This window comes from Chryseobacterium sp. Leaf405, from assembly GCF_001425355.1.
Lineage (GTDB): Bacteria > Bacteroidota > Bacteroidia > Flavobacteriales > Weeksellaceae > Chryseobacterium.
Window position 1 is genome coordinate 1 of sequence record NZ_LMQN01000006.1, and the last position, 13657, is coordinate 13657.

The following is a 13657-nucleotide window of genomic DNA, read 5'->3' on the forward strand; positions in this document are numbered from 1 at the left end:
CGGCGGCTTTGCCGCCGCAGCCAAAAATTTATAAAATGAGCTCAAACAAATGCTGCGATCGGGGCTAGGATTCAGTCAGTTTTAGAACATTTCCTAAATGGTATCAATCATCATCCGTTGATTTCAATGCCCAAGCAATCAAAGGAGCCTGCATAAAAAGTCTTGCAAATCTCTTATTATCGGTATTCAAACCAAAAGAATCTCTTCTGTTTTTATACTGAGCAATGTTTCCGGGAAGAACTGCGGCAAAAAATCCGGCAACGAATTTTCCCATCGTTTTTCTGTATTTTTTAGGAGTGGCAATTACCGTTACTCCTAATGCGATTTCTGCGATACCCGAATAAACAACGGTATCATCTTTTTCCAAAGGAACCCATTCCGGAACCTGAGCCTGAAATTCTTTTCTTGCAAAGGTAAGGTGACCAATTCCTGCAGTAATCAGAAATGCCCCTAAAGCAATTCTTGAAATGTCTTTCGTTTCCATAATATTAAATACTTTTGATTGTGATGTTTTATAATTTAACCAAAATTCAGACCATATAAAATTCAAATATTTCCAAAACACGATAGATATGAGAAAAATTATTAAATTTAAGCCAACAGAAAATCTAATATTTCATGATAGATAAAAGAGTAAAAAATGCAAAGGAAGCCATCGAAGGAATTGAAGATGGAATGACGTTGATGTTGGGCGGATTTGGTCTTTGCGGAATTCCTGAAAACTCAATTAATGCTTTGGTAGATAGCGATGTGAAAGACTTAACTTGTATTTCAAACAACGCCGGAGTAGATGATTTCGGATTGGGATTATTGCTTCAAAAAAGACAAATCAAAAAAATGATTTCGTCTTACGTAGGAGAAAATGCAGAGTTTGAAAGACAGATGCTTTCCGGAGAATTGGAAGTTGAGCTGACTCCGCAGGGAACTTTGGCAGAAAAATGTAGAGCAGCACAGGCGGGAATTCCTGCTTTTTACACGCCTGCAGGTTTCGGAACTGAAGTGGCGGAAGGTAAGGAAGTAAAAGATTTCAAAGGAAAACCTCATATTTTGGAGCACGCTTACGAAGCAGATTATGCTATTGTAAAAGCCTGGAAAGGTGATCATGCAGGAAATCTGATTTTCAAAGGTTCGGCAAGAAACTTTAATCATCCGATGGCTGGAGCTGGGAAAATTACCATTGCTGAGGTGGAAGAATTGGTTGAACCGGGAGAATTAGATCCAAATCAGATTCACATTCCGGGAATTATGATCCAAAGAATTTTTCAGGGTTCAACATTTGAAAAAAGAATCGAGCAGAGAACGGTTAGAAAAAAAGATTAATTTTTTGATCAGTTTCTTAAAAAATAATACCCCGAATTTAATTTTCGGGGTATTATTTTTATCAATTGTTGTCATTCTCAGCGAAACAACGCCAAATTAGGAAATCTTTACTGATGTGAAAATTCACTCATTTATCTTCTAATTTCTATTTTAGACTAAAGTTTTTCGTTCCCCAATCTGCTGTCTCCACATCGCATAATACAAACCTTTTTCCTCAATAAGATTGAGATGCGAACCAGTTTCTATGATTTGTCCGCGTTCCAACACATAAATTCTGTCTGCATGCATAATCGTACTTAATCGGTGTGCAATAAGAACTGTTATTTGTTCTTTTTCTTTAGAGATTTCTTTGATAGTTGTTGTAATTTCTTCTTCCGTAATACTGTCTAACGCAGAAGTTGCCTCATCAAAAATCAATAAATGTGGTTTTCTCAATAAAGCTCTGGCAATAGCAATTCTTTGTTTTTCACCACCGCTCAATTTCAGTCCGCCTTCGCCGATTACGGTTTCAATTCCGTTTTCTGCACGTTCCAAAAGAGGCAGACAACTGGATTTTTTTAAGGCTAATTGCAACTCATCTTCCGTTGCAGATGGGTTTACAAACAAGAGATTTTCTTTTATGGTTCCCGCAAAAAGTTGGGTATCCTGTGTTACAAATCCGATCTGATTTCTCAATTCATCAAAATCAAACTCTTTTCCGTTGACATTATTATAAAGAATGGCTCCGTCCTGTGGCCTGTATAAACCGACAAGCAGTTTTACCAATGTACTTTTTCCTGAACCACTTGGTCCGACAAATGCTATTGTTTCGCCGTTTTTTACATCAAATGAAATAGAATTGATCGCTTTATAATGAGCACTCTGATGTTGAAAAGAAACTTTTTGAAATTTTAAATCCTCAATCGCACCGATCTTTTTAGGTGTCAAAGGTTTTGGCTCCACTTCTTTTTTCATCACACGGTCAAAATTCTGAAGCGATGCCTCGGCTTCACGGTAAGAAATAATAATATTCCCGATTTCCTGCATAGGTCCGAAAATAAAGAATCCGTAAAACATCAATGATAAATATTGTCCCGGAGTAACGATATTTTTAAAAATCAACAATAATAAAGTAAACGTGATTACTTGCTGTAGAAAATTAACCAAAGTTCCCTGTACAAAGCTCAAAGAACGGATACTTTTAACTTTTCGTAGTTCCAGATTCAGGATTTTGTAGGTGTTGTTGTTCAGACGTTCCACTTCCTGATTGGTTAATCCCAAACTTTTTACGATCTCGATATTTCTAAGGCTTTCCGTGGTACTTCCAGCCAAATTGGTGGTTTCTGTTACAATGCTTTTCTGAATATTTTTTATTCTTTTGCTTAATAAATTGGTCACTACTGCAATAAAAATAATTCCAACTACATACACCGGCATAATCGTCCAGTGCAAACGGATTGCATATACCGAAACGAAGATAATACTCACCAAAATTCCGAAAAATACATTGATAAAATTATTGATAAACTTCACCGAATCTTCACGTACTTTAGTTAAAATCGAGAGCGTTTCGCCACTTCTCTGATCTTCAAATTCCTGAAAAGGCAATCTCATAGAATGCTGAAGACCATCCGTGAAAATTTTTGCCCCAAATTTTTGAATAATCACACTCACCACATAATCCTGAAATGCTTTGGCGATTCGGCTGATCATCGCTGTTCCGATCAATAAGCCTAAAAAGTAGAAAACTCCATGATAGATGTCAGTTCCATACAGATATTCATTCATGCTTCTGGGAAGTAGTTTTTCTTTGTCGAAAAAATTAGGATGAGTAACTAATTTGTCTAAAATATTCCCCGTAATTGCCGGAGCAAATAGAGAAAACACCTGATTTATAGAAGCTAATAGAAGAGAAATAAAAATCAGCCACTTATAAGGTTTTAAATAATTTAATAAGATTTTCATTAATAAAATTAAAAGTCTACAAATTTACAACAATTTAAGACGTAAAATTTATCTTATGATAAGAAAGAAACTATTTCGTAATTCTGAAAAAATGGCTAATTTGGCGGGATAAGATTATGCTATGCTAACGAAAGAACAAATTGCGCAAAGAATTTCCAGAGAAGTAAAAGACGGGTATTATGTAAATTTAGGAATCGGGATTCCGACATTGGTTGCCAACTACGTTCCGGACAATCTTTCTGTTGAATTTCAGAGTGAAAACGGAGTGTTGGGAATGGGTCCGTTTCCTTTCGAAGGGGAAGAAGATGCAGACATCATCAATGCCGGAAAACAAACGATTACGATTTTGGACGGAGGTTCATTCTTCGATTCTGCTTTCAGTTTCGGAATGATCAGAAGCCAAAAAGTAGATTTAACTATCCTTGGAGCGATGGAGGTTTCGGAAAATGGAGACATTGCCAACTGGAAAATCCCCGGAAAAATGGTGAAAGGAATGGGTGGTGCAATGGATTTGGTGGCTTCGGCAGAAAATATTATCGTTGCAATGATGCACGTTAACAAAGCTGGAGAGAGCAAAATTCTTAAAAAATGTACACTTCCTCTGACTGGAATCAACTGTGTGAAAAAAGTGGTGACTGAACTGGCCGTTTTAGACGTTACTCCTAATGGTTTCAAACTTGTTGAAAGAGCGCCGGGAGTTTCGGTAGAACATATCATACAATCTACAGAAGCTGATTTGATCATCGAAGGTGAAATTCCTGAAATGCAGTTTTAATAAAATAAAAAAATCCGTCTTACTAGTGTGAGACGGATTTTTTTATATAAATTTTACTTTTAGTAAGCTGGATTTTGCGGGAAATTCTTGTTTTGATTTAAATCCAATACCGTTTGAGGAATTGGTCTTAAAATTTTCTGAACTCCATTATTTCCATTAAAATTTGATGCACTGGTAATTTTATAATTATACTGAACAGCCCTTGAAACAAGAGTTCCGGTACGTTTCAGATCAAACCATCGGTTGTATTCTCCCAACATTTCTCTGCCACGTTCATCTAAAATATAATTAATATTGAATTCTGCCGGTGTCGCATCTGCAACTCCTGCTCTTGCTCTTACTACATTTAATCTTGCCAATCCTGTTGCTGCATTTCCTGATTTTAAATAAGCTTCTGCTGCAATAAGATATGTGTCTGCCAATCTGGAAACAATAATATCTCTGGTGCTTACAGGACCTGTACTTGATGGAGTAGTGGTTGCCGGATCATCAAATTTTTTAACCGGAATAGTCTGATAATCTAAATTTTTAACCAAAGTGTAAGCAGCATCGTATGTTCCTTTATCATGATAAATAAAGCCTGTAGCCAGTTTTGGAGCATTTGCAGTCATCCACGTTGCTTTGTCTGTAGCGGTATACCACATAGGCTCATAAAAATGTTTAATTTTAAGAGTTGACTTGTCTGCTACCCTGAAATAATCGTAATATCTTTCGTATACAACATTCATAAAAGTAGATTCCCATCGTAAATCTCCCTGTTTGAATAAATTTAAAGCATAGGTTGTCGGGCAAAGATTATAACTTCTAAGTGGAGCATTTCCATTGGTTTCTGCCCCTCCCAAATAAGAACTGAAGTAATAAAACTGTTTATTTCCTAAGGTCGTCGGTGATGCTGATGTTGAATTAAAATTATATTGCACAGAGAAAATTGTTTCTGCATTGAGATCTTTATCAGGATGAAACAAATCAGCCGGAGCAATTGTTAAGCCCTGACCTGCAATGGCAGCATCGGCATAAGTTGCCGCCGTAGCAAAGTCTGTAGAAGAACCGAAACTTTCATATCCTCTAGTAAGATATACTTTAGCCAAAAGATCATTTACTGCTTTTTTATTTACTCTTCCACTGGTAGCATAGGCTGTAGTTCCAACTGCTGCAAGTGATGCTTCCAAGTCTTTAATAATATAAGTATAAACGTCCTGTGCCGAATTTCTGTCAAACTGTAAAACGGGCGTCGTAAAATTTTCTTCTACAATAGGTACTCCGCCATAGGTCTGTACTAATAAGAAATAAGCATTGGCTCTCAAAAACCTTGCTTCTCCAATCCAAACAGGAACATTTGCATTAGATTCTGTAATAGCTGAATAATAAACGGTCTTATTAACAGATTGTATCAGTTGATAGCATGCCATATACAATTGATCTACCCCTTCCGAAGCTGGAATAAGCTGCGTATATTGGCTGAGACCAGCTGGTTCAGGACTTCTCCCTTCAGCATACATATCAGTTCCTGCTACAAAAAGCCACGGGTCTCCTCCATAAATACCTTTTAGCCAAGCATAATTAGTATTCACAAGCAACTGAAAACCGGTTGCTGTTTTATAAGCTTCGTCCGCAGGTACATATGATAAACTTTCTTCTTCTATAAAATCGCCACACGAATTAAAAAGCGAAGCAGCAAATAGTAATGTTAATATTATTTTTTTCATGATTATTTAATTAAAATTTAGCACTTAATCCCAATTGTGTAGTTACCGCTGCAGGTCTGTTTATTCCCATATTAGCCGCTGCCCATTCCGGATCATATCCATCAAATTTTGTAAATACAAACGGATCGAGTACGTTTACGTAAATTCTTAAATTGCTTATTTTGATTTTTTGAAGGAAGTCAGGGGAGAAGGTATATCCTAAAGAGATATTTTTCACTTTGGTAAATGAGATATCTCTGTAATAGCCAAATCCTGTTGACCAGAATGCTCCCGCTCCGGTGGCTACAGGTCCGGGTCTTGGATTGGTATTATTTGCATTTGCAGCTAGTCCAGCACTGTTGGTCGGCACAAAATATTCCATTGCCATTTTCTGGCGCCCTCTGTCAGATACATCAGCGAAATTTTGATGGAAAGTACTTAAAACTGTTTGTCCCTGACTGGTAATTATCGAAAAATTAAAATCAAATTTACCTATAGTAAGTCTTGAATAAAAACTTCCCTGCCATTTCGGTACAGAACTTCCAATTACCGTTCTGTCGTTAGCATCAAATTTACCATCTCCGTTGATGTCTTTTGGTCTTGCCTGCCCCGGAGCCATTCCATAAGCTGCTGCCTGGGTAGCTTCGCTTTCCTGCCAAACTCCGTCATAGACATAATTAAAATTAGGATTCAGACTAGATTCCAAAATAAGTAGATTTCCTTTGTCACTTACCTGATCCTGATTGTAAATAGATTCAAGTTTGTTTACATTTTTAGTGAAGGTGAAAGTGGTCTCCCAATTGATAAGATTACTTTTTATATTTTTTGTAACTAATAAAACCTCAACTCCTTTGTTACTTACGGAACCAACGTTTCCATAGGTATACTTTAGACCCATTTCTGCAGGTAACTGCTGCCTGTAGATCAGATTTTCTGAAAGACGATCATACACATCTACACTACCTGTGATTCTATTTCTTAGAAAACCAAAATCCAATCCAAAGTTAAGTTCTCGTGTTTTTTCCCAGGTAAGAAATTGATTGGCAAAAACTGAAGATTGTAGCCCCGGAACTAACGCATTACCGTTGGCATAAAAAGTTTGTTGATCTAATAATGCCAATGATTGGTAAGGTGCTACATTGTCATTTCCTGTATACCCGATACTTGCTCTCAGTTTTAAGTCTGAAATCGTTTTTACATTTTCAAGGAAAGATTCTTTATTGATTTTCCATCCTAATGCTAAAGAAGGAAATGCTGTCCATTTATTCTCTTCGGAAAGTACGGAAGAACCGTCCCATCTGGTAGATGCTGTCAATAAATACTTGTCTTTAAATCCATAATTTAATCTTACTGCATAAGAGTTCAAAGTTCTTTTCATGTAAGGAGTTGCCTGAAGCTGATAGCTGCTCTGAAGACCGAATCCTAAGTTATAGAACCCCATATCAAAAGGCTGTCCGTTTGAATACCCGTAAGATGATTCATCTTCATTGGAATACAAACTTTGAAGCAATAGTAGGCTTACATCATGCACATCATTAAAAGTATGCTTTAAATCAATTTGGTTGTCCCAAGTATAATTGAAATTTTCGGTTTTACTTACCGATGCAGAATTTTTGTTGATTAAAGCAATCCCGACATTGGTCTGAGCTGTATTAGATATTCCTAGGTTACTATTAGAAAATCCTACTGAAAAAGTAGTTTTAAAAGACAACCATTTTTTTGGCTGATATTGGAAAAATAAATTTCCTAAAGTTTGCCAGATTCTTTCATTTTGTCTTGAATTAGCAATCTCCAGTAATGGATTTATCGTACTTGTTTTATTAATTGCCCATGATCCGTCAGGGTAGGTAAGTTTCCCTGGCAGTAAAAAAAGTTGCCCCTGAATATCATTTCCATTGGAATCGATTGCATAAGGCGAAATAAGCGGACTGAAGCTAAACGCAGATCTCATTGCCGAATCACTTCCGTATTCTGTTACGGTTCTTGCTACCGTAATATTGGCACCTGTACTAAATTTAGAATTTATTTTATGATTGATACCAAGTTTGAACGTATATTTATCATTAGAATCATTAGCAATGATACCTTCATTTCCCTGAATACCAAAGGATAAATTATATCCAAACCCACCGTCTGATCTTCCAGAAATATTCACGTAATGATTTTGCATCGTTCCGGGTTGTAATACCGCATCATACCAATCAAAATTGTATCCGTTATTAGCTCTCTGTACTAGTAGAGGGCTCTGATTTCCTGCTAAAGTTGCAAGCTGTGCTGGTGTTTGGTTATTTGGTGTTGCATTCAGATATGCAGCTTGATGAAAATTCCACCATTCTGCTCCCGTCATCATCTTTGGTAAACGGGTTGCTGTTCTAACTCCATAAGAAGTTTCCAATGAAACATTGATTCCGGCTTTGGCTGTTGCTCCGTTTTTTGTGGTGACCAAAACAACACCGCTGGCCCCTCTGGAACCATAAATTGCTGCTGAAGATGCATCTTTCAACACATCCATTCTGGCAATATCCTGAGGATTTAGAAAGTCGATATTGTCTGTAGGAACACCATCTACAACATACAGAGGATTTCCGGATGAGATAAGTGAATTGTTACCACGAATCGTCATTTTAAAACCATCACCGACTCTTCCTGAATTTGAAGTGATATTCACCCCGGCCATACTTCCCTGAATTGCCTCAAGTGGGCTTGTCGTGTTCCTTTCTACAATTTTATCCGAGCTTAATGTATTAACAGAACCAGTTAGATCTGATTTTTTCACACTTCCGTAACCTACCAAAACAACCTGTTCAATAGCTTTTGTCCTCTCTTCCTTCAGCGGAATTGTGATAAATGAACGATTATCCACTGCAATGATTTGCGACTGGAAACCATCATTCTCAACAGAAAGTGAGGATTGATCTTTTAAGAGTTTAATAATGAAATTACCCTTGTCATCGGTTGTAACGGAATTTTCTGTACCTTCTTCCTTTACCGTTACGTTAGGAACAGGAGCCTGTTTGTCGTTTGTAATCTTCCCGCTTACCTCCTTACCCTGCTGCGCAAAAACTACTGCAGAGGAAAACAGAAACAAAACAGCAAGCTTTTGACGAACCCGAAAGCCAGATTCTGCTATTTTTTCAAATGACATAATTTTAGTTTTTTGATGATTTAAATTTTTGCTTTTCAATAAAAAATCTGAGGTAGCTACTTCTCAAATATTTAATGAAAAAAATTAATTAAAAAATTCTATGTAATCGATTGCGCATTCCGATAATTTTATTTGTTTTCTATATTAACCTTTTTTTAATAAAATTTTTATTTTTTTTAATATAATGTTAATTTTTAAATTTAAATATTTGAATATCAGTTTTTTAAATTTTATTTAGAGTCAATACGAAACATGATTTTTGTCATATTTTAATGTTTTTATAGCTGGTTTATTTCCCCAAAAAATATGAGTACTGTAAATTTTCCTAGGTCTGTGAAAAAAAATAGTAAAAAAAATAGGTGAAAATGACGAAATAATATAATTCCTAAATCTGCTTCAAAAAAATTAGAGTTATTCTTAAAATAATGATAATAAATTTGAAAAAGTATTTGGAATTTTATGGTTAAATGTAAAAAGTGAAATTGATCAATAAAAAAATCCACCTCACAAATAGTAAGATGGATTCTTTATGTAAAAAATATTTATCGTTAACTAAGTTTTAAGTTGTAAAGTTTTGTTTCAGTATACAAAAAACTATTTACCATCCTGTGCCCCAAAAACTTTCTGCAAAATGCTTGTAGTTCTCATTGCAGGTGTATTTCTGATTCCGCTTTCTTTGTCGGCCACCATTTTAAAAACACCGTTGATGGTCTCAGTGGTCACATATTCATTAAGATCAGTTGTTACCGCTTGCCCTGTAAGCGTATTATATTTTGAAATTAAATTTGTCCAGACTTTATCAGCACCTACTTTTCCTAAAGATGCCTTCACTTTTGGCTGAAAAGCAGTAAATAATTGGCTTTGAGTTTTTCCCTGGAGATAATTGGTCGCAGAATTATCACTTCCCAACAGAATATTTTTAGCATCCGTAATTGTCATTGAAGTAATTGCTTTGGTGAAAATCGGGGCAGCTTCCGTCACAGCGTCTTCTGCGGCTCTGTTCAATAATTTCACTCCCTGATCAGCCAGACTTCCTAAACCAACAGCACGTAAAGTGGTATCAATTTTTCTTAATTTTTCAGGCATTAAAATTTTGACTGCTTCATTTTTCAGGAAACCGTCTGTTACTCCCAGTTTTTTTACGCCTTCAGTAACGCCCAGACTTAAAGCTTCTTTTAATCCCGAGGAAATTTGTGTTGATGTTAAACTTCCCAAATTAATAGGCGAAGTTGTCGTTTTTGTTGAAGTCGTCGTTGTGGTGGTTGACGTTTTTATGGGAGCATTCAGGTCGACTCCGGTTCTGTCTTTTACAGTAGATTTTATAATATCAAAAATTTGCGCTTGGGCAGAAACTGAAAATAGCAGTCCGCTTACCAATAAAATTGTTTTTTTCATCGTTGATTTTTGCAAAATTAGATGTTTTTAATTTCAATTAGTTAAAAATAGCGAAGAATTTTTCAGAAAAGAATTATATTCGCCTAAATCTTAAACTTATAAAATGCAGCGTTTTTTACTGATATTTTCTGTATTATTTTCAAGTCTTTTTTTCTCTCAAACCAGATTAAATTTAATTCCTTATCCTCAAAAAGTGGAATTCGAAGAAGGAGAATTTCTTATACCTGAAAATTTTAAGTTAGATGAAAATCTTCCAAAAGAAGAAACGGAATATTTAAAAAAACGGTTAGGTTCAGATCTGAAATTTAAAGTTTCTAAAACTGCAGAGGTAAGTTTGGTCTATGTTAAACTTCAAAAATCAGTATATTCAAAACAAAATGATGAGTTCTACAGACTTGACATTACGCCAAAACAGATTATTATCAAATCTTATACAAAACAAGGATATTTTTTGGCTCTTCAAACGTTAATTCAATTATTCGAACAATACAAAAATTCAGGGAAAATTCCTGCGATGAAGATTGAAGACGAACCAAAATTTGCGTGGCGCGGAATGCACTTAGACGTTTGCCGTCATTTCTTCACTGTTGAAGAAGTAAAACAATATATCGACTATTTGGCAATGTACAAACTGAATACTTTTCATTGGCATTTAACAGACGATCAGGGTTGGAGAATTGAAATTAAAAAATATCCAAAATTAACGGAAATCGGTTCAAAACGTAAAGAATCGATGATTGGTGCTTACGTTGATAATACGTTTGATGGAAAACCTTACGGGCCGTATTTTTACACTCAAAATCAAATAAAAGATGTTGTGAAATATGCAGCGGAAAGACACATCACGGTTGTTCCGGAAATTGAAATGCCAGGTCATGCGTTGGCGGCTCTATCAGCTTATCCTGAATTGGCATGTACAAAAGGACCTTTCGAAGCAGCTACAAAATGGGGTGTTTTCGATGATGTTTTTTGTCCAAAAGATGAAACTTTTAAATTTTTAGAAAATGTTTTGGATGAAGTAATGATTCTTTTTCCCTCACAATATATTCACATCGGTGGTGATGAATGTCCGAAAACAAGATGGAAAGAATGCGCTCATTGTCAGGAATTAATCAAGAAAAATAATCTGAAAGACGAACATGGATTACAGAGTTATTTTATCCAAAGAATTGAAAAATATGTAAATTCTAAAGGTAGAAAAATTATCGGTTGGGACGAGATTTTGGAAGGCGGATTGGCGCCAAATGCTGCCGTAATGAGCTGGACTGGTGTAAACGGAGGAATTGAAGCCGCAAAAACCGGTCATTTTGCTGTGATGACTCCTGGCTCTTATTGTTATTTTGATCATTATCAGGGAGATCCTGCAACGGAACCTAATGCCTTCGGAGGTTTTACGCCATTGGATAAAGTGTATTCTTACGACCCAATTCCGACAGAATTGAATGTAAATCAGGCAAAATATATTAAAGGTGTTCAGGCAAATTTATGGACGGAATATATTCTTGATTTTAAACAGGTTCAGTATATGATTTTCCCGAGATTATTTGCACTTTCAGAAGTGGGTTGGGGAACTTCAGATCCTAAAAATTATAAAGAATTTGAAGGAAGAGTGATTAATGAATTTAAGGTGTTGGATAAAATGGATGTAAATTATGCAAAAAGTATTTACAACGTTTCAGGAAAAGTTATTCCAAATAATAATGGTATTTCTTACGAACTTTCAACGTCTCAAAATTTAAACGGAATCCGATATACTTTAGATGAAACAGTGCCAACTGTAAATTCTCAAATCTATCAAAATGTACTTCCTGTTTCAAAATCTTTAACTATAAAATCTGCATATTTTGAAAACGGACAAGTAAAAAGTGCAGTTTCTTCACAAACGTTTACAGTTTCAAAAACAACAGGTAAAAAGATTACATTAGAGCAACAGCCGAGCGAAAATTATTCTTTTGGCGGTGCTTTCACTTTAGTTGACGGAATTATCGGAAATCAAAGACAGTTAGGAAAAACTTGGCTAGGTTTTCAGGGAAAAGATGTTATAGCGACAATTGATTTCGGGGAGAAAACTCAGTTTTCAGAGGTCTATTTTAACACATTAGATAATAAAGGAAGCTGGATTCATTTGGCAAAATCGGCTCAGATTTTTGTTTCGGATGACGGAATGGATTTTAAAATGATTAAAGAAATCGGGAAAGATGAAATTCTTTCGGCTAAAGGAAAAATCAGGTTGAATGTAGAAAATCAAAATTCAAAATATATTAAAATTAAAATAGAAAATGCAGGAATTATTCCAGCTGGAAATCCGGGAGCAGATTCAAAAGCATGGCTTTTCGTTGATGAAATCGGAGTAAATTAATAGATAAAACCTGCATCTAATAACTACAAAATTATGAACTCAAGAAGAAAATTTCTTAAAAATACAGCGCTTGCATCATCCGCATTATTATTGAATCCATTGGATTTAATTGCGAAAGATTTACCTGAAAATAATACAAAAATAATCAACAAACCTATCGTTCTTTCCACATGGAATTTCGGTTTAAGAGCCAACGAAGAAGCCTGGACGATTCTTGGAAAAGGAGGAAGAGCTTTGGATGCGGTAGAAAAAGGCGTTCGTCTGGTTGAAAATGATCCGACCGAAAGAAGCGTGGGGTACGGTGGTCGCCCAGACAGAGACGGAAGGGTAACATTGGATGCATGTATTATGGATGAAAACTATAATATTGGCTCAGTTGCGGCTCTGGAAAATATTAAAAACCCAATTTCCGTAGCAAGAGCGGTAATGGAAAAAACGCCTCACGTAATGTTGGTCGGCGACGGAGCTTTGCAATTTGCCGTTTCTCAAGGTTTTAAAAAAGAAAATATTCTAACGGCTGAATCTGAAAAAGAATGGAAAGAATGGTTAAAAGACAGTAAATATCAACCCATTGTCAACATCGAAAACCACGATACCATCGGAATGATCGCTATGGATGCGAACGGAAATCTTTCCGGAGCCTGCACAACTAGCGGGATGGCTTTTAAAATGCATGGAAGAGTAGGAGATTCTCCCATTATTGGAGCGGGTTTATTTGTTGATAATGAGGTTGGTGCAGCTACGGCAACAGGTCATGGTGAAGAAGTAATCAGAATGGTCGGAACACATTTGGTGGTCGAATTGATGAGGCAAGGAAAAAAACCACAACAGGCTTGTAAAGAGGCTGTTGAAAGAATTGTGAATATTACCAAAAGAAGAAATAAAAATCTGAAAGATATTCAGGTTGGTTTTATTGCGATCAATAAGAAAGGAGAATATGGCTCATATTGTATTCAGGATGGATTTAATTTTGCGGTTTATGATCAAAAAGGAAACCGTCTTGAAAAACCTGAATTTGCTTTGAAATAACATTG

General features: G+C 35.8%; 9 protein-coding genes. 4 read left to right on the forward strand and 5 right to left on the reverse strand.

Annotated features, from left to right (window positions below):
- Positions 1 to 103: 103 nt before the first annotated feature.
- Positions 104 to 484, reverse strand: a complete 381-nt coding sequence (locus ASG22_RS04725; protein WP_055981347.1) for a hypothetical protein — start codon at positions 482 to 484, stop codon at positions 104 to 106.
- Between the two features lie 134 nt (positions 485 to 618).
- On the opposite strand from ASG22_RS04725, the gene ASG22_RS04730 reads away from it, so the two are divergent.
- On the forward strand, positions 619 to 1320 hold the full coding sequence (locus ASG22_RS04730) for a CoA transferase subunit A (RefSeq protein WP_055981350.1): 702 nt from the start codon (positions 619 to 621) through the stop codon (positions 1318 to 1320).
- A 150-nt stretch (positions 1321 to 1470) separates the two neighbouring features.
- On the opposite strand, the gene ASG22_RS04735 is transcribed toward ASG22_RS04730, so the two are convergent.
- Positions 1471 to 3264: an ABC transporter ATP-binding protein gene (locus ASG22_RS04735; RefSeq protein ID WP_055981353.1), complete on the reverse strand. Its 1794-nt coding sequence runs from the start codon at positions 3262 to 3264 to the stop codon at positions 1471 to 1473.
- A 121-nt stretch (positions 3265 to 3385) separates the two neighbouring features.
- On the opposite strand from ASG22_RS04735, the gene ASG22_RS04740 reads away from it, so the two are divergent.
- Positions 3386 to 4039, forward strand: coding sequence for a CoA transferase subunit B (locus ASG22_RS04740; protein WP_055981356.1), 654 nt, complete (start codon positions 3386 to 3388; stop codon positions 4037 to 4039).
- A gap of 59 nt (positions 4040 to 4098) precedes the next feature.
- Here the strand turns inward: ASG22_RS04740 and ASG22_RS04745 are convergent, their stop codons facing one another.
- The 3 genes from ASG22_RS04745 to ASG22_RS04755 all read right to left on the reverse strand — a co-directional run bounded on the left by ASG22_RS04745 (position 4099) and on the right by ASG22_RS04755 (position 10264).
- A complete protein-coding gene (locus ASG22_RS04745; protein WP_055981358.1) occupies positions 4099 to 5745 on the reverse strand; it encodes a RagB/SusD family nutrient uptake outer membrane protein in 1647 nt (548 codons plus the stop codon).
- Positions 5746 to 5755: 10 nt separating this feature from the next.
- Entirely contained in the window at positions 5756 to 8869 is a 3114-nt protein-coding gene (locus ASG22_RS04750; RefSeq protein WP_055981534.1) for a SusC/RagA family TonB-linked outer membrane protein, read from the reverse strand.
- A gap of 594 nt (positions 8870 to 9463) precedes the next feature.
- On the reverse strand, positions 9464 to 10264 hold the full coding sequence (locus ASG22_RS04755) for a DUF4197 domain-containing protein (RefSeq protein ID WP_055981361.1): 801 nt from the start codon (positions 10262 to 10264) through the stop codon (positions 9464 to 9466).
- Between the two features lie 103 nt (positions 10265 to 10367).
- On the opposite strand from ASG22_RS04755, the gene ASG22_RS04760 reads away from it, so the two are divergent.
- A complete protein-coding gene (locus ASG22_RS04760) occupies positions 10368 to 12623 on the forward strand; it encodes a beta-N-acetylhexosaminidase (protein ID WP_055981364.1) in 2256 nt (751 codons plus the stop codon).
- A 33-nt stretch (positions 12624 to 12656) separates the two neighbouring features.
- Positions 12657 to 13652, forward strand: coding sequence for an isoaspartyl peptidase/L-asparaginase family protein (locus tag ASG22_RS04765; protein WP_185113784.1), 996 nt, complete (start codon positions 12657 to 12659; stop codon positions 13650 to 13652).
- Positions 13653 to 13657: the final 5 nt, after the last annotated feature.